Annotated in this window: 16 protein-coding genes; 4 read left to right on the top strand and 12 right to left on the bottom strand. The window is 58.0% G+C overall.

Going from position 1 to position 16900, the window contains the following annotated elements:
- Window positions 1-48: 48 nt before the first annotated feature.
- The 12 genes from B015_RS0128930 to B015_RS0128875 all read right to left on the bottom strand — a co-directional run bounded on the left by B015_RS0128930 (window position 49) and on the right by B015_RS0128875 (window position 12667).
- Window positions 49-1605 (bottom strand): ABC transporter substrate-binding protein, encoded by a 1557-nt coding sequence (locus B015_RS0128930; protein WP_018431263.1) that lies wholly within the window; start codon window positions 1603-1605, stop codon window positions 49-51.
- Window positions 1606-1683: 78 nt separating this feature from the next.
- The gene (locus tag B015_RS0128925) at window positions 1684-3252 is read right to left on the bottom strand and encodes an ABC transporter substrate-binding protein (protein ID WP_026227865.1); all 1569 of its coding nucleotides are present in this window, start codon (window positions 3250-3252) and stop codon (window positions 1684-1686) included.
- 208 nt (window positions 3253-3460) lie between these two features.
- A complete protein-coding gene (locus B015_RS0128920) occupies window positions 3461-4528 on the bottom strand; it encodes a Gfo/Idh/MocA family oxidoreductase (RefSeq protein WP_018431261.1) in 1068 nt (355 codons plus the stop codon).
- Window positions 4525-5427 carry an NAD(P)-dependent oxidoreductase gene (locus tag B015_RS0128915; RefSeq protein ID WP_018431260.1) on the bottom strand — a complete coding sequence of 301 codons (903 nt, stop codon included), beginning with the start codon at window positions 5425-5427 and terminating at the stop codon, window positions 4525-4527. Before B015_RS0128915 ends, B015_RS0128920 begins: the two co-directional genes overlap by 4 nt.
- Before the next feature lie 2 nt (window positions 5428-5429).
- Window positions 5430-6107, bottom strand: coding sequence for a GntR family transcriptional regulator (locus tag B015_RS0128910; RefSeq protein ID WP_018431259.1), 678 nt, complete (start codon window positions 6105-6107; stop codon window positions 5430-5432).
- A complete protein-coding gene (locus tag B015_RS0128905; RefSeq protein WP_018431258.1) occupies window positions 6104-7009 on the bottom strand; it encodes a dihydrodipicolinate synthase family protein in 906 nt (301 codons plus the stop codon). Before B015_RS0128905 ends, B015_RS0128910 begins: the two co-directional genes overlap by 4 nt.
- Window positions 7006-7509: an ureidoglycolate lyase gene (locus B015_RS32330; protein WP_018431257.1), complete on the bottom strand. Its 504-nt coding sequence runs from the start codon at window positions 7507-7509 to the stop codon at window positions 7006-7008. Before B015_RS32330 ends, B015_RS0128905 begins: the two co-directional genes overlap by 4 nt.
- Window positions 7506-8420 carry a polysaccharide deacetylase family protein gene (locus B015_RS0128895; RefSeq protein WP_026227864.1) on the bottom strand — a complete coding sequence of 305 codons (915 nt, stop codon included), beginning with the start codon at window positions 8418-8420 and terminating at the stop codon, window positions 7506-7508. Before B015_RS0128895 ends, B015_RS32330 begins: the two co-directional genes overlap by 4 nt.
- Before the next feature lie 23 nt (window positions 8421-8443).
- Entirely contained in the window at window positions 8444-9436 is a 993-nt protein-coding gene (locus B015_RS0128890) for a M14 family metallopeptidase (protein WP_018431255.1), read from the bottom strand.
- 2 nt (window positions 9437-9438) lie between these two features.
- The gene (locus B015_RS0128885) at window positions 9439-9924 is read right to left on the bottom strand and encodes a VOC family protein (RefSeq protein WP_018431254.1); all 486 of its coding nucleotides are present in this window, start codon (window positions 9922-9924) and stop codon (window positions 9439-9441) included.
- Window positions 9925-9933: 9 nt separating this feature from the next.
- Window positions 9934-11136 (bottom strand): pyridoxal phosphate-dependent aminotransferase, encoded by a 1203-nt coding sequence (locus B015_RS0128880; protein WP_018431253.1) that lies wholly within the window; start codon window positions 11134-11136, stop codon window positions 9934-9936.
- 10 nt (window positions 11137-11146) lie between these two features.
- Window positions 11147-12667, bottom strand: a complete 1521-nt coding sequence (locus tag B015_RS0128875; protein ID WP_026227863.1) for a carboxypeptidase M32 — start codon at window positions 12665-12667, stop codon at window positions 11147-11149.
- Between the two features lie 203 nt (window positions 12668-12870).
- Here B015_RS0128875 and B015_RS0128870 point away from each other — a divergent pair, with 203 nt between their 5' ends.
- The 4 genes from B015_RS0128870 to B015_RS0128855 are packed head-to-tail and all read left to right on the top strand — an operon-like array spanning window position 12871 to window position 16893.
- Window positions 12871-13752: a DUF4438 domain-containing protein gene (locus tag B015_RS0128870; protein ID WP_018431251.1), complete on the top strand. Its 882-nt coding sequence runs from the start codon at window positions 12871-12873 to the stop codon at window positions 13750-13752.
- Entirely contained in the window at window positions 13749-14627 is an 879-nt protein-coding gene (locus B015_RS0128865) for a DUF4438 domain-containing protein (RefSeq protein WP_018431250.1), read from the top strand. The genes B015_RS0128870 and B015_RS0128865 overlap by 4 nt, the downstream gene beginning before the upstream one ends.
- A 5-nt stretch (window positions 14628-14632) precedes the next feature.
- A complete protein-coding gene (locus tag B015_RS0128860) occupies window positions 14633-15715 on the top strand; it encodes an Ldh family oxidoreductase (RefSeq protein ID WP_018431249.1) in 1083 nt (360 codons plus the stop codon).
- Window positions 15712-16893, top strand: a complete 1182-nt coding sequence (locus B015_RS0128855) for a Xaa-Pro peptidase family protein (protein WP_018431248.1) — start codon at window positions 15712-15714, stop codon at window positions 16891-16893. Before B015_RS0128860 ends, B015_RS0128855 begins: the two co-directional genes overlap by 4 nt.
- Window positions 16894-16900: the final 7 nt, after the last annotated feature.

Raw genomic sequence — 16900 nt, 5'->3', positions numbered from 1 at the left:
TGTTCTGGGATTGCGATGCGCGACTTTGGTCGCGCATCGTGAACCTCTTCACTGCGCGAGCGTGGCTGCAAACAACTCTATTTCCTCGTCGCGCCGCGGCTCCCAAACGATTCGTTTCGAGACGCCGTAGAAGTCGGGCTGGAGATAGAGCTGCAGCCATGGGCCTTCCTCGTAGAAAAGCTTCAGCATGCGATTGATGACGGGGCGCGCCTCTTCCGGTGTCTTTGCGTCGCGAGCCACCTTCCAATCGTCGAACCAGCGCTGATCGGTCCAATCGGAATGATTGGTGGCAGCATCAGGTGTGGCGAACAGGCTCATGTCGTAGAGCGGATTCCAGGTGACACCGCCATGCCCAAGGAAGAAAAGTGGTCCCATGGTCTTGGTACGAAGCATCGGCGTGTAGACAGATGCCCATTCCAGCAGTTCCACGTCGGTCTGGACCCCGATATCGGTGAGATACTGGCCAATTGCCTGGATGACAGCTGCATCATTCAGATACCGTCCTCGCGGCCCCTGAAGCCGTATCTGGAAACGAACGCCATCCGTTCCGCGAGGATAGCCGGCCTTGTCCAGAAGCTTCTCGGCAGTCACAGGATCATACGGAATCGGCATGAGATCCAGATTGCCGTTCGGCGGATTGACAAGACTGGTCAGTCTTTCGCAAGTGGCTGCCAAAAGCTGCTTGCAGATCGCCGGCACGTCGACCGCATACTGCAGAGCAAAGCGTACCTTCGGATCCTGTATTTCCTTTGATCCCGGCAACCCTTCCACACCTTTGCCGAGATTGAAGCCTACCAGCATTCGGCGCGTACCACTCACTCCTTTGACTACTGCCGTTTGTGAGCTGTTGATGGCATCTATCTGGTCCGGCGACACGTTGGTGATGATGTCAACATTGCCTGCCACAAGCTCGGCTGTCCTTGTCGAGACCTCGGGAACAATGCGGAAGACGATCTTCTTGAAGTTACCCGGGTCCTTTATCTTCTCGAGCACCACCTGGGAGCCGCGGTCCCACTGGGCAAGTCGGTATGATCCAGATGCCACGGGATGGGCAGACGCTTCCTCCAGCGACATTTTGGAATAGCTGTCTTTGCAATGGATATAGACCTGAGCCAACATTCCCAGCGCTAGCGAGGTACGCGCTTTTAGATCGATGCGAACGCGCCGTTCATCCAATGCCTGAGCCGACTGGAATCCGAGGGTGGTAAAGACAAAGCCCGGCGCGTTTCCGGTGAAGCCATTGGCCGGGTCCGCGTCCCGGGTGAATGTGTATGCGACGTCTTCTGCGGTCAGTGGCTCGCCATCTTCGCAAGTCAGGCCATCCTTGAGGCTGAAGGTGTATGACCGTCCGTCATCGCTAAGTTCGGTCTTGTCCACGAGATAAGGCCTTATCTCTCCGTCATAGGTGACGGTGAACAGGGTGGCAAAAATATGCTTGGCGATATTTGCGTTGTCGCGACTTGAGATCTGGCCAGGATCAAAGGTCGCGGCATCAGCACTGAGCCCGACGATGATCGTGTCGTCGGCAGGAGCTGCAATGGAAGAAAAGGAGCTGGCGAATGCAAGAAGCGCAGCCCCCGAGAGGACCTGTAACCGTTTTATCACTGCATTGTCCTTGAGCGGTGTAATAACCAGACGCAGCCGACTGTGCGGAGAGTGGCTCTCCGCACAGTGCCTGCCAACTCATCCAGCGGATTTGAGCTTCGCGTCAAAGAGATAAACCTTCTCGTCGCGCCGCGGAGTGAAATCCAGGCGATCGGAGACGCCGTAGAAATCTGGCTGGAAATACATCAGCAGCCAAGGCGGATCATTGTAGAACACTTCGAGCATCCGATCGATGACAACGCGACGCTCTTCCTCGGATGCAGCGGCTGAGATTTCCTTCCAACCGGCAAACCAGTCTGGGTTGCTCCAACTCGTGTAGTTGGTTCCCGCTTCCGGCGTCGAAAGATCAGTCATGTCATAGAGCGGACTCCAGGTCCCTCCGCCAGTGCCCAAGAAAAACATCGGGCCGGCATCGTGCTTGCTGATGAGTGGAACATACACTGATGCCCATTCGAGCAGTTCGACATTCGTTTCGACGCCAATATCCGTCAGATATTGTCCGACGGCCAAGGCGACGTTTGCGTCGTTCAGATAGCGACCCCGTGGCGCCTGCATCGTGATCTTGAAGCGCACGCCATCTGCCCCGCGAGGATAGCCCGCCTCGTCAAGCAGTTTTTCGGCCATTTTCGGATCGTAGGGATACGGCTTCAGCTTGGGGTTGCCGTTAGGTGGGTTCACGAGGCTGGTAGCGCGCTCGCACTCAAAATTGAGCAACTGCTTGCAAATCGCCGGAACATCGACGGCGTACTGCAAGGCAACGCGGACCTTCTGGTCCTGGATGGCGGCACCACCCTTGCCCGCTTCCGCAAAATCCTTGCGAAGGTTGAACCCAACATAAATGCGACGCGTACCCTGCACCGCCTTCACCTTCGCGCTGCTTGAATTGTTGATCGCGTCAAGTTGGTCGGGAGCTACATTGGTAATGACGTCGACATTGCCGGCAATAAGCTCCGCCGAACGCGTCGAGGCCTCCGGAATGATCCGCCAGACCATATTCTGGAAATTTGCCTCGTCTTTTTTGACCCGCTCGAGCACGACTTGGCTACCGCGATCCCACTGGGCAAGCCTGTACGGCCCCGAGCCGACGGGTTTGGTTGCCGCTTCGTCCAAGGACATCTTCTGGTAGCTGTCCTTGCAATGGATGAATACTTCGGCGATCAGTCCAAAGGATACCGGGTTTTTCTGGCCCAGATTGATCCTCACCTCCCGTTCGCTGATTGCTTCGGCGCTCTTGAACTGAATGGAGGAGTAGACGAAGCCAGGCGTATTGCCTGTAAAAGCATTGGCCGGATCAGCCGCGCGGTTGAACGAGTAAGCCGCATCCTCTGCTGTCAACGCCTCGCCATCCTCGCAAGTCAGGCCTTGCCGCAATGTATAGGTGTAGGATTTTCCATCCTCAGCCTCGACATAGCTCTCAGCGAGATCGGGCACGATCTTTCCGTCAGCCGAGACCTCGTAAAGTGTGCCGAAAATATGCTTGGCGATATTGGAGTTGTCCCGGCTAGAGATTGCAGCCGGGTCAAATGTGTTGGCGTCGGCGCTTATGCCGACGACGATTGTGTCGTCCGATGGTTGCGCCATGGTCACGCTTGGGGCCGCAGCCACCGCAACGCTGACCAGAAGCAGGCTTCTTAGGCTAGTCATCATTGTCGTTCCCCTTTTCGATTCATCCTGACAATCTTGCCAGGACGACAGCCACGCGCAGCAATCCGCGCGTCAAAATCGCGATTGAATTCAACGGATCGAAGAGCAGCGAAACGTCAGAAAGTGGTTCGGCTCCATCTCTTTTCCATCCTATGCGGTCACGCTTTTCACTTCTGTGGCCGCATAGCCGTGATTGCGCATATCCTCCTTCTCATTGTCGGTTCCCATTGCCGATTTCCTGCATCTGGCTCGCGGGCACAGACACCGAAATGCTTTCAAGCTCTGCGGGATTGACTGCTTCACCGGTCCGGGACGAGATGATGCAGGCTTCAACCATACGCAACGAGTTGAGGTGATCCCGCCCCGAGCATACGAGTTCCGCCTCGCCCTTCAGCATGGCGACGAAGGCGGTCAGCAGAGCAGCGGCATCATGGTACCACTGCTCGTATGGCGGCAGCGGCACATTGATCGGCGCTGGATCGTCATGCAGGGCATAGGTCAGATCGCCGAACTGATCGTTTTGGATCACAACGCCCTTTTCGCAGTCGTGCCGCCAGGTAAAGCTCGGCTCCTTCCAGCCTGCTTGCCACAGCCCCTGGTAGTTGACGATCATTCCGTTGGCGAAGGCGATGATCGCGCTGACGTTGGCGTCATCCGCATACATGGACCAACTTGGATTGAACGTCTTGGCGAAGATCTTTACTGGCTCGGACTGATAGACGTAGCGAAGCAGATCGAAGTGATGGATCGACTGCTCCCAGAGCATGGGCTGCGCCATGGTGAGTGGGTATTTGTTGAACCGCGGCTGCCAACCGTCGCGCCAGCGCTCATAAGTGAAACGGGCGAACTCCGGAGCCCCCATTTTGGTGGCGAAGAGTTGGCGGGTCTTTTGGGTAACGGGCAGAAACCGGAAATTGAGCCCCACCATCAGTGGTATGCCGGCGGCTTCGGCCATTGCAACATATCGAGCCGCCAGGCCGACATCATCGGCAAGCGGCTTTTCCGCGAGAATTGGCAGGCGCGCTCGGCAGGCCGCCTCCATCTGCGCCTCTCTGCCGCTGGGCGGTGTCGCGAGCAGTATTGCATCCGCGTCGAGACGATCGATGAGGTCGAGATCGGCGGACGCTTGCGCTTCCGGCCACTGAGCGAGCGCCCTCTTGCGTGCATCTTCAGACGGATCGATGAGGCCGACTATCGTGCAATCAGGATTGTCATGGATGACGCGCATCCAAAACTGTGCCCTGGCTCCCAGGCCAACAAGAATGATCCGGTAGTTCATTGCTGTTCCTCCAGAATTTTCGTCAGGCCCAGCTCCAGAGGTGTCCAATCGTAAAGCTCGCGTGGGGTAATGCGCTCACTTGACATCGGCAGACGCCGGACAGCGCCACGTTCCTGTTGGATGTGACAGCTCACTCCGCAAAGGGTTGCCATGTACGCGCCGAGTTCGGCGTCCGAAACTGCTTCGCCGGCTGTCAAATGGAGAATGCCAGCCACTGCCGGCTGCCGGGCAAGAAGCGCCAATATTGCACCTGGCAAATCTGGCCCATAAGTCCAGTCTCGACGAGAGTCTGGTGAACCAACGACAATAGGCTCGCCCGCAGAAGCCGCATCCGCCCAGCGCCTGACCAAAGACACGTTCTGCCGAGATTGTCGCGAGCGTTCGCTGGGCCCATAGACAGGGCCGAGACGAACGGAGAGCGCGCGTATCGAGTCATTCTCCAGGGTCTCGACGAGTATCTCGCAGGCGCGTTTGGCGAGCGAATAGGCGCTGGTGGCGTTTGCTGGCGTCGTTTCCAGCAGGAGATCGATGCCATCGACCGTGTCGAAAACGGCGGATGATGAAAGCGAAACGAAGTCCCGCGCTCCGCACTCCCGGGCATAAGCAAGCACATCAAGCAGTGCGTTGCAGTGCAGCCTGATATGCTCGATTTCTGAAAGGCCTAATACAGATGGGACCGTGGTTACTGCCGCCCCATGTACCACCAGTTCGACTGGTTCAAGCCGGCCAAGGGTTTCAGCATTGATGGTAGCCTCTACGATGGTTGCCCCCGACAACCGCGCACGCACGGGAAGATCGAAGGCGCGGTCGAGCGCTACGACGGCATGCCCCGCAGCGATGAACCCTTCCGCCAGGAAGCTTCCGACAAAACCGCCAGCGCCAGTAACGAGGACCCGCATCACTACACCTCGATTCCGAGTTCTTCGGGCGTGATCGGTGAGACTGAGCGCGTGTGTTCGGCGATGAGTGAGACAGCGAGTGATAGGTTCCTCTGTTCGATGGCCTCGATGATGGGGGGATGATTAGCCGCTACGCGTGTCAGATCCCGGTTGGCGCTGTTTCGCAGGGCCATGACTTGGCGAATTCTCAGATAGAGGGTTTCCCACATCGTCAGCATCAGGCTGTGATCGGCGAGCTGGATGAGCGTGCGATGGAACGCCTCGTCGGCGAGCATCAAAGTCACCACATCGCCCGCCTCCGCGGCCTCGAACATGGCACTGCTATGCACCTTCAGCTCGGATGGATCCGCGCCTTGTTCAATGATGCGGCGGATGGCGAAAACCTCGAACTGCTCGCGTAGGCTGTAGAGTTCCTCCACCTCCTTCAACGTCAGCGGTTTCACTCGCTTTCCCTTGTAAGGCACATTCTCTATGAGCCCGTCACCCTCGAGGATCTGGATGGCTTCGCGCACCGGTGCCCGGGAGACATTGAGTTGCTCGGCGAGAGCCATCTCGACGACGGGCGTTCCCGGTCTCATCGTTCCATTGACAATGGCCTGCCGAAGGATGTCGGCGACCGAGACACGCAACGGCACATTCTCGATGCGGGCAATGTCGGTCGCGGGTTCAGCAACACTCATACTAGTCGCCCCTTTCCAAAGGTCAGTTCGACCGCTCTCTCAATGGCGGCGGCGTGAGTTTCCGGCAGCTTCACGAAAGGCGGCCGCACGATGGCATAAGCGCCATCGCCATGACGGCGTGCGGTTGCTGCCTTGATCGCAGGGATCAGCGGCAATCCTTCAAATATCTTGCGGACTTCAGTCACGACCGCAGCTAATGCAACCTCATGCGCAGTTCCAAGCGCAGCCATCAACGCCTTGATATTTCGCGTATTTATGTTCGCCGACGCACTGATGCAGCCGGCGCCGCCGGCAACAACGTTCTGGGGGATCAGTGCTTCCGATGCGGAATATACCTCAAGTGCCGGGAATGCCTTGATGATGGCTTCGGTGCTTTCCCAGTTGCCGGAGCTATCCTTGAGGCCGACGAAGACTCCAGGAAACTTGGTTGTCAGCGCTTCGATCAATGTAGGGGTGATCGGTACGCCCGACATTTGAGGGATATGGTAGAGATAGATCCTGAGCCTGTGATCGGCTACTCCGTCGATGATGGCAGCGAAACTGTCCAAAAGCCCCTGTTCAGATACGCCTTTGTAGTAGAAAGGCGGCAAGGTGAGCGTTCCGTGGCAACCGCGGGATACGGCATGGCGGGTCAGAGCGATGCTGTCAGGCAATGCCGCACAGCCAGTGCCAGGTATGAGACGCGCGGCGTCGATGCCGCTGTCTATCAGGGCATCGAGCATTTCCATGCGCTCTGCTACTGACATGGAGTTGGCCTCGCTCGTGGTGCCGAACGGTGCCAGCCCGTCTGCCCCGTCGTCTAGCAGCGCTTGGCTATTGGCGACAAAACGGTTGCAATCTACCTGCAGGTCCGCGTTGAAAGGAGTGATGACCGGAACGTAAAGCTTGGGTGTTCTGGTCATGCTTTCTGTCCTTCCACGGCCAGGGTAACCGTTGGGATGTCGAGAAACTCGTCGTCGTCTTGCCGGCCACGCCACATCAGAACAGCAAATGCTCCCGGCCGCCCGAGCGCGCTGGCCGGAGCATGCCAAACACCACGTCGGTAAATCACCCCCAGGCTGGGCGGGAACAGGAAGCTCCTTATGTTGAGGAGGTCAGGCGTGCCGTCGCGAAGCGCCGGCGCCACCGTGACGAGGTAGCGTTCCACGTTCAGCGGAATGAAGCATTGCGCCGCATGGGGATGGCGTTCCAACCGATCTATCTGTGCCGGTAGGCGGGTCTCTGCAAGTTTGTTGACATGAAAGAGTGGCGTCAAACCTTCGCCACCGAGCCATTCGGAATAGAACCGGCGCTCGCCATAATCGTCCGGACGGCGAACTATGGCACCAAAAGGCTCGAAGACGTGGTCCGACGGGGCCGGCTCGACCTCTATGACGCGCGAAACGTGCATTACCGGGCTCATTCACCCTCCCTTGGGGGCATCACCCGACGCCAATGCTCAGCTATGTCTGCACGACGAGCGATCCACACGCCGTCGCGACCGGAGATGTGATCGATGAATTTCACCAGACCAGAAAACCTGCCAGGGTGGCCTATCACCCGCGGATGCAGGCCCACCGACATCATGCGCGGCGTCGTCTGGCCTTCGCGCTGAAGTACTTCGAAACTTTCGATCAGGAATTGCGCATAGTCGGTCGGGCTCTGCATGCCGCCGCCGGCAAGAATTTTGGCGTCATTGGTGACGAGCGAATAGGGCACCACCAGATGAGGCTTGCCGGCAACGTTTGTCCAGTAAGGTATCTCATCGTTATAGGCATCGCTGTCGTAGCCGTAGCCGCCATGTTCGACCACAAGTCGGCGTGTATGGATGCTGCGGCTGTAACGGCAGTACCAGCCGCCTGGAGGACGACCGACGACCCGCTCGATCGTCTCGAATGCCTTGGAGATATGATCTCGTTCTGTTGCTTCATCTAGGCGATAGTGCTCCACCCAGCGATAGCCATGGGCAACGATATCCCAATCAGTTGAGGCAATCGCATCCGCAACTTCCCGATTGCGCTCGAGGGCAAGCGCCGCCGCAAAGATCGTGACTGGCAGATTCCGCTCGCGGAAAAGCCGATAAAGTCGCCAAAAGCCTACCCGCGAGCCATATTCGTACATGCTTTCAGAGGCGAGGTCGCGCTCACCCAGCGGAACACGCGGGGCATTGACCTCGATCAGAGAGGTCTCTGAACGACCATCTCCATCGTCGATAGAGTACTCCGAGCCCTCTTCGTAGTTGATTACGAAATTGACAGCGACTGAAGCGCTTCCAGGCCATCGCACTTGCGGTGGATGGTTGGCATATCCCACGTAATCACGCATTGCGTCCATCTACCTCGCCTCTCGCTTCCCACTCAGTCCCGCTTGCCTTCAACCTTGTTGAAGAAGCAGCACCAGTCCCCGGTGTTGACATTGGGCAAAGCGCGGAGGCCGAAAATCATGCCGTCTGCAGGTGCCTTCAATTCGGCGAGCTCGTCACCAAAGATGTTGACGATCTTGGCAATCGAATCCCCCTTCTTCATTGGCTTGAGGAAATCGACTCCGGGCGTGGCCACGAAAATGCCTGACGCAGGAGCAAGGAGTGCCTCTTGCTGCCCCTTGGTGGCGTCCTTCGGGTAGGTCGCCTGGCCGGGATACATCTTGTAGTGGCGCAGGATGTTGACGATCGAATTGGCGAGTTCGCGCGATACCTCGGCAAAGCGTTCCGGCGAGGTGGCAGATCGACCGCCAAGTTCAACTGTAATGCCGGTCTTGCCGATGGCTTTCATCTGCGCCATCGGAGAACCCTTGGGCAGGAAGTTGCTCATAATGCATCCCCAGCCTTCGCCCATCGCTTTCGCGAGTTCGACCGAGGCGGGCGTTTCGTCGACGAAGATCGCCTTTGCCAGGAATGAATGAGCCCCACCCGAATGGATCGATATTTCGAAATCGGCGATCTTGCTCATCCACTCCGAATGCGCCCAGGCAATGCGCTCGGAAAGGTAACCATCGGGACGCCCCGGATAGATGCGGTTCATGTCGAACGAGAACGTGTCGAGCGGATTGCCGCGATTGGCATTCTCGAAAGCCATTACATTGATGACCGGAACCATCACCAATGTGCCGGAAAGCTGCTTGGGATCAACTTCCCGGAGAGCAATGGCACAGGCCATTGGACCCTCAGGCTCATCGCCATGGATGGCGCCGTTCACCCAGAAGACCGGGCCGGGGTTGACGCCGTTGACGATAACCAGCGGAATTTCAACTTTCGAGCCCCCGGCCAGTTCGGTGACAGCTATGGTGCCGCGCACGATCTCGCCGGGCTTGGCACTCGCAGTGCCGATGGTTACAGTTCTAGCTTCGGTCATGCTCAGATACCCTTGTATTCGTTGTATTTTTCAAGCTCTTCAGGGGTGTATACCTGCATGAACTCGATCTCGATGCCGCCGGCATCGTTGTCGAGGAAAGCCACATAGCCTTCCGGATGGGGGTGAGAGCCGTGGACACCGCAAGCTTGGCAGATACGCGTCTGGGCACCTTGCGACTTGGCATGATCGAGCGCTTGCTCGATGTTTTCGACTTCATAGCAGATGTGATGAAGGCCCTCGGCGCCACGCTCCTTGATCCAGGCGTCGAAGCGGCCGCCTTCCTCAAGCGATTGGCAAAGCTGATATTCGATACCGCCCAGATTGAAGAGGGCAACGCGGTTCTTGGATTTCGGATAGTCGATGAGCTGAGTGTCGGTCGGCACATGGAGGAATTTCGAGTAAGCCCCGAGCGCAGTCTTGGCGTCGCGCACGGCAAAGGCCATGTGCTTTATCGACTTGATGTTTGGATTGTCGGATTTGATGGTCATTGTGGCTCCTCAAGCTACGGATGATTTGCGTTCGGCGCGGATAGTGGCAACGACCGCCGCAATACGCGAAACTGCCTCTTGGATGCGCTCGACTGACTGTGTCAGCGACATGCGCACAAAATCGTCGGTGTGGTCGCCATAAATGACGCCCGGATAGATCATCACCCGGCCTTCGGAGAGCAGCCGCTGGCAGAATTCGCTTGCAGGCAATCCTGTGACCGAAACATCGGCATAGACATAAAAGGCGCCCTGGGTTTCGGCATGGGGGATGCCGATTGCTTCCAATCCCTCGCACAAGACCTTGCGGCGCTGATCGTAGGTCCGGCGCATCTCCTCGACGCAATCTTGGGAGCCATTGAGCGCCGCCAGTGCGGCGTGCTGGCTGACGGAAGCAACCGAAATGGCGAAGGCGTGGTTGATTTCGGCCATGGGAACAATCAATTCGCGCGGGCCGGCGAAATAGCCGATGCGCCAACCCGTCATCGCGTAAGCTTTGGAGAAGCCTGACAGCGTGATTGTGCGCTCGCGCATACCCGGCAGCGCCGCAACAGGCTGAATGCGCTGATTGCCGTAGGTGAGTCGCGCATAGATCTCGTCCGAAATCACGATCAGGTCATGTTCAATCGCCAGTTTCGCGATCTTTTCCACTTCATCGGGAGGAGTGACAGTGCCGGTCGGATTGTTCGGGTTGATCAGCACAAGGACCTTTGATTTCGGCGTAATATGTCTGGCCACCATCTCTGCGGTGAGAGTGAAATTCGTGGCCATCGTCATACGGACCGGAACTACGGTGGCGTCGGCCAGTTCGGCGGCCTGGCTGTATGGATTGTAGCCAGGGCATGGGACGATGATCTCGTCGCCGGGGTTAAGCAGTGAGAGCGCAATGACGAACATGGCGTGCTGACCGCCTGGAGTGACGACGATCTCGTCTGGAGAATAGTCGGCACCACCATACGCCTTGATGTTCGCCGCTATGGCTTGGCGCAGTGCGGGCAATCCGAGCGGATGGCCATAGTGGGTCTCGCCGCGGCCCAGGGCCTCCTGACCTGCTTTGATGATGTGGGCCGGCGTATCGAGATCGGGATCTCCGCGGCCCAGCCGGATGACATCTGCGAGCCCTTCGGCAAGGTTGGCCATTTTCGTGATCAGGTGCTCTTCCCGAAGTTTGATGCGGTCGGCAAGGCGCTTCGAGTGCAAATCGGTTGTTTCCATTTTCGTCCCCTCAGAGGCCGTAAATTTCGGTGTATTTCGCGGTGAGATACGAAATGTACGGCTCAGGATCGAGCTTGCGGCCCGTAGTACGGACAAGCAGCTCGTCGCGACCGTAGCGACGGCCATGCCGATAGATGTTGTCAGCCATGAATGTGCGGAGCCGGTCGTAGTTGCCGTCTTTCAGGCCGCTCGTGATGGTCGCATCCCTGCTCGCGGTCTCGAACAGCTGACCTGCCATCACATTGCCGATCGTGTAATTGCAGAAGGTACCTATCTGCCCGGAGGACCAATGAACGTCCTGAAGCACGCCCATTGCGTCATTGGGAACATCTAGCCCGAGATACTCCTTGATTTTGGCATTCCAGGCCTCTGGCAGATCCCGGACCTTGAGCGAGCCGTCGATCAGCGCAGCTTCGATGTCGGTACGCAACATGACATGGAAATCATAGGTCAACTCGTCCGCCTCAACCCGGATGAAACCAGGGCGAACGCGGTTTACGGCACGCCAGAATTCTTCCGATGAAACATCGGCAAGCTGCTCAGGGAAGATTTCCTTCGCCGTCCCGAAATGGAGATCCCAAAAGCTGCGCGCGCGTCCGACATGATTTTCCCAAAGGCGCGACTGGGATTCATGCGCCCCGAAGCTCACACCGCCGACCGCATAAAGTCCGACCAAGTCGGTGGCGAAGGGCGTGCGTGTAAATGCCGGATCCACGCCTTGCTCGTAAAGCGCATGGCCAGCCTCATGCAGCGCGCCAAACAAGCTCGCCGGGAGATAATTCTGATAGAAGCGCGTTGTGATGCGCACATCGTTGCGCGTGAAGGATACTTCGAACGGATGTAGTGTCGTATCGAGGCGACCACGCTTGAGGTCGTAGCCAATTTTCTGTGCCATTGCGAGCGACAGCTGGTGCTGCTTGTCGGGCGCAAAATTACGCTCCAGGAAATCGAAGCGCGGCTGTTCCTTCTGCGCTATTGTCTTGACGAGCGGCAGGAGCCCTTCACGCAGGCGCGCAAAGAGCGGCTTCAGCGAAGAAACAGTCTCACCGGGCTCGAAGCGATACATGAGTGCATCGTAAGGGTGTTCCTTGTAACCGATGGCCTCTGCCATTTCGCGATTGAGTGCTACGGTTTCTTCAAGCAGTGGAACGAATTGCGAGAAGTCGCTCTCGGCACGCGCCTTGGCCCAAACTGCATGGCCGATCGAGCCGAGTTCCGCCCGCCGGCGGGTTAGATTGGCCGGAATGGCTTCGTGATAGTCGATTGCCTCGCGCACCTGGCGCACCATTCCCGCCTCGACGCCCGCCTCCGAGCGCGAGGCGACCTCGCTCTCGGCTGTCTCCAGCAGACGGCGCGTTTCGGTTGATACAAGCAGGTCACGTGTTAGGACGGATAGGGTGGCAAGCTGCTTGCTACGCGTTCCATGCCCACCCTCTGGCATCATCGTGCGCGCATCCCAGCTGAGAATGGACTGAGCATTGAGCAAGTCATTCACCTGCCCAATGCGATCCATGAGCTTAGCGTAACTCATTGACGCAAAATACCTTTCCGCTTTCTGCCAGCCTTTGATTTGCTGGCATCGCTTTTTCTTTCGACCGCTTGACGGGCCCCGTCATCTGTGCACTGATGTCATCAATTAGATTGTCGACAATCAGATTAGCTAAAGTTGGACAGGGAATTGGACGGTTGTCAAGCGATGCAAGAAGCCCATCGAAAAAAAACCGGGAGGGACAGATGAACGGAGCGCCTTCGGACCTGACATCCAATGCCGAGCAGCTCGTCGCAATGGCGGTCTGCGGCTATGTGAGCCAACCCTCGCTACGCCCAGGCGCCTACCTTCAACATCCGGACGGCAAGAGCGTTCTGCTGCCCGGGATGTTCGGAGTAACCTACAATGTCAGAAGCGGAGACCGCGCCTTCGGCTGGGCCGGAGATCATGTTGAGCCGGGCGTGTCGATCGCGCATCCGGACGAGAAAAATGACTTCGCGCTCCACTATCTCACCTGCATTGGCAACGAGGCGACCGTCACGTCAGGTCTTGCCAAAGGCGCCAAGGGCATTGTGACGGGCGAACATGCACGTTTGCTCATCGACTTCCCCGAAGAGGTCAACGAGAAGCTGAACATTGGTGATCAGGTCCAGATCGAAGCACTGGGGCGCGGCATTGCGCTCACCGAGTTTCCCGGAATCGAATTTAAGAAGACAAGCCCCAACCTATTGACGGCACTTCGTATTCGGCGCGCAAGCGACAGCACGGTAAGGGTGCCTGTGGCGATGGAATTGCCTATCGAGATCATGGGTTCAGGGGCGGAAATCAACTCCGAATATGTTGATCAGGACCTTATGAGCGGCGACCGCCTACTGATGGCGGACCTCGGCATCGATCAGATGCGCTTGGGCGATCTCATAGCCATTCGCCATGCTGACCATCACTTTGGACGGTCCTATCGCAAGGGAGCCATCTCCATAGCGCTGTGTATTCACGGAGATTCAGTCATGACCGGTCACGGCCCCGGCATTCTGACGCTGATGACGGCTACTGACGGATCGATCGATTTCGAGATCGATCCGGCCGCCAACATTGCCAATTATTTCGGAATCGGACGGGACAAATGACAATTTCCGTAAACGCAAAAGATCTTGTGTCAGTATCGGTCGGCGGCGCTATCGTCCATCCGGGCTTCCCTGGTTTGCCGGCCGAGCCTTATCGGCTCTCGGCCGATGGCAGGCCCTTCCTGCTGCCGACATGGGGTGGCATCGTCTATAATGTTTCGGTAGGCGACAGCGCTTTTGGATGGGCTGCTGATTGCATTCACCCAGGCATTTCGATCAAGGCCGCCGACGACATGAAGAATCGCGGCCTCACCGTCTTTGCATGCGTGGGCAACACCGCCGTGGTCATGACGGGCCGGGCTCAAGGCGCCAAGGGCGTGGTGACGGGTAAATCCGGTCGCTTTTCCGAACAACTTATCCTGCATTTCCCCAAATCCGTCCGCAAGGAAATGTCGGTTGGCGACCAGATAGTCGTCCGATCCGTTGGCATTGGCATGTTGGTCGACGGCCACCCCGGCGTCACCTGCAAAAGCCTGTCCCCGACTTTGTTCGATGTTCTCGCCAAACGCACGAACAACGGCAAGATGGAGATCGGTGTTGTCGCCACAATCCCTTCCCACCTGGTTGGCGCCGGTGCGGGACTTAGCTCAGATGCAGGCAGCCTGCATATACAGTCTACTGATCGGGCGGCACTGGCCAAGGCCGGACTGGACACGCTCAGGCTGGGCGACATCGTGGCGTTCGAGGACACGGACAGTCGTTACAATCACGGCTATCTGCGCGGCGCCGTATCGATCGGCATTGTCGGGCAAACCGACGGCCCCCGCGCGGGTTTCGGACCAGGTGTCACCGTATTGATGACGGCACCGCAGGGAGAGCTCGGCTGTTTCCCTGCGCCAGATGCCAACCTCAAGACCCTTCTCAATCTCGAGGACTGAACGTCGTGGCGATCTCCCTCACAAATGTCTCGCGCGAAAGCCTTCGAATTTTCATTGCCGAGGGCTTCGTACAGCTCGGTCTGGCGCAGGATGACGCCACAACCTTCGCCGATGCTCTAATCTTCTCGGAATTGCGCTTTCACCCAGGCCATGGTCAGGGCGTACGTCGCTTGCGCAACTACCAGAAGCGGATCAGTGAGAAGCTCATCGATCCGCGGGCCAAATGGGAAGTGGTCAAGGAAAGTCCGGCGCTTGCGCTGGTCGATGCCCACAACGGCATCGGCACAGTGGCTGCTGCCCGCGCCATGAAGCTTGCGATCGCCAAAGCCAAGACCTGTGGTATCGGCCAGGTGATCGTCCGCAACTCCACTCACTACGGCTCGTCCGCCGTCCATGCCTGCCAAGCTGTTGAAGCGGGGTGTGTCGGTGTCGCCTACACCAATGCCGGCCCGGAGATGGCCCCGTGGGGCGCTCGCGAAGGGGCGGTCGGCACCAACCCGTGGGGCATTGCCGCTCCCACCAATCTCGGCTTCCCGGCTGTAATGGACTTTGCCCTTACCACTGCGGGCAAGGGCATGATGCAGTGGCGCGCACGCGAAGGGCAGAAGATGCCATTCGACTGGGCACTGACCCCAGACGGCGAAACCACCGATGATCCCAATGTAGCCATGCAAGGCCCTCTCCTCGCCATAGGCGAATACAAGGGTTATGGCCTTGCCTTTATGACCGACGTATTGACCGGTGTCCTTTCCGGTGGCGGTTTCGGGCTCACCCCCTATGCCGATCCGAAGCGTCAGGACGTTTCGCACTCTCTCACGGCAATCGATATCGAATGGTTCATGCCCCTCGATCTCTTCGAGGAGCGGATGGGCGCTTTCGCAGGGATGGTCAAGTCTCGAAGGACCAGGCCCGGGTTTTCCGACATCCTCATCCCTGGAGAACAGGAAGCACGGAGGGTCGACAGAAAGTCAAAGGATGGTGTGCCACTGGACGACGAGGTTCTGAAGGACCTCCTCGCGTTGCGAAGAGAGCTTGGGGTCAAAGCTGAAATCGAGATTCTGGGTCCATACCGGGAGGTGCAGCTGTGAACAGCTCTGCGCCGCCTCTTCCGAAAATTGCACCACTCGATTTTGCCTTTCGCTCGGGTGTCCAGGAAAAACTGCGTGGAGCTATTGTCGCACACGGCCTGGACGGCGCTCTTTTCCTCTCGCCTGCCAATGTCCTTTATACCTGCGGGTTCAACTTCTCCGTCAACGAGCGCCCGGTCGGTCTTTTTGTCCCGGCGGTGGGCAAGCCCGTCCTGTTCGTACCGCTTCTGGAGCTGGAAAACGCAGAACCTGTCGAAGGCGTCGTGATCAAAATCTACGACGAGTTTCCGGGTCACGAACATCCCGTCCTGTGGATGGCGCGGGAGAGCTTGGCGAAAAAGCTAGCAGTCGATGGGCTCGATGCCCGGCTACTCGCACCGCTTGAGGCCATGCTCGACAAGGTCGTGCTGGAGGACCTTGTCGCTCCAGCTCGATTCATCAAATGCGAAGCCGAGTTTGCCTTAACACGGGTCGCCGCCAGCTATGCGGATCTTTGCCTGCAGCGTTTGCTTGACGAAGGCGGCAATATCATTGCGCAGGGCGGAACTGAGCTCGATCTTCTTGCTGAATGCACCAGTTTCGCCCTTTCCGCACTCAAGCGCGATCACGGTGAGGCCTTCGCAGGCACGAAGCTGGGCATCAGTGCCTCGGTTCATTCGGGGCCCCTCGCCGCTTTGCCTCATGGTGCGACCAGCAGGCGCCAGCCGCTGTTTGGCGATACGCTCATTGCCGGCATCGGCTGCTCACTGGGCGGGTATCACGCAGAAAGCGGAATTACTCTTATCGTCGGCGAAATGAGTGCCGAACAGCGCCGCATCATGAAAGCGATGGAAGACTGCGACACCGCCACAGCACGTGCACTGCGACCTGGCACTGCATGCGAAGCAGTCAACGAGGCCGCTCTAGGAGCGCTCCGCAACGCCGGACTAGGCGATGCCATACGACACCGGATCGGCCATGGCATGGGTCTTGAGGGACACGAGGCACCCTGGCTCGCTCCCGGCGATACTACGCAGGTGCGTCCGGGCATGATTTTTTCGAGCGAACCGGGTGTCTACCGCCCTGGTCGCGACGGCTACCGCACCATCAACACCATGATTGTCCACGCTGGCGGGGTCGAGATACCCAGTCGGTTCCAGGCCGATCATCCCATCGACAACCGCGTCATTGCACTCTGAGGAAGCA

Source organism: Hoeflea sp. 108, from assembly GCF_000372965.1.
Lineage (GTDB): Bacteria > Pseudomonadota > Alphaproteobacteria > Rhizobiales > Rhizobiaceae > Aminobacter.
Note: the sequence above shows the minus strand (reverse complement) of the source record. Positions and strands in the feature narration are given on the sequence as shown.

Coding starts and splice junctions, on each gene's coding strand:
- B015_RS0128915 (WP_018431260.1), bottom strand. CDS start 5,427: ATGCGGGTCCTCGTTACTGGCGCTGGCGGTTTTGTCGGAAGCTTCCTG.
- B015_RS0128865 (WP_018431250.1), top strand. CDS start 13,749: ATGACAATTTCCGTAAACGCAAAAGATCTTGTGTCAGTATCGGTCGGC.
- B015_RS0128905 (WP_018431258.1), bottom strand. CDS start 7,009: ATGACCAGAACACCCAAGCTTTACGTTCCGGTCATCACTCCTTTCAAC.
- B015_RS0128885 (WP_018431254.1), bottom strand. CDS start 9,924: ATGACCATCAAATCCGACAATCCAAACATCAAGTCGATAAAGCACATG.
- B015_RS0128875 (WP_026227863.1), bottom strand. CDS start 12,667: ATGAGTTACGCTAAGCTCATGGATCGCATTGGGCAGGTGAATGACTTG.
- B015_RS0128925 (WP_026227865.1), bottom strand. CDS start 3,252: ATGATGACTAGCCTAAGAAGCCTGCTTCTGGTCAGCGTTGCGGTGGCT.
- B015_RS0128870 (WP_018431251.1), top strand. CDS start 12,871: ATGAACGGAGCGCCTTCGGACCTGACATCCAATGCCGAGCAGCTCGTC.
- B015_RS32330 (WP_018431257.1), bottom strand. CDS start 7,509: ATGAGCCCGGTAATGCACGTTTCGCGCGTCATAGAGGTCGAGCCGGCC.
- B015_RS0128910 (WP_018431259.1), bottom strand. CDS start 6,107: ATGAGTGTTGCTGAACCCGCGACCGACATTGCCCGCATCGAGAATGTG.
- B015_RS0128880 (WP_018431253.1), bottom strand. CDS start 11,136: ATGGAAACAACCGATTTGCACTCGAAGCGCCTTGCCGACCGCATCAAA.
- B015_RS0128920 (WP_018431261.1), bottom strand. CDS start 4,528: ATGAACTACCGGATCATTCTTGTTGGCCTGGGAGCCAGGGCACAGTTT.
- B015_RS0128890 (WP_018431255.1), bottom strand. CDS start 9,436: ATGACCGAAGCTAGAACTGTAACCATCGGCACTGCGAGTGCCAAGCCC.
- B015_RS0128895 (WP_026227864.1), bottom strand. CDS start 8,420: ATGGACGCAATGCGTGATTACGTGGGATATGCCAACCATCCACCGCAA.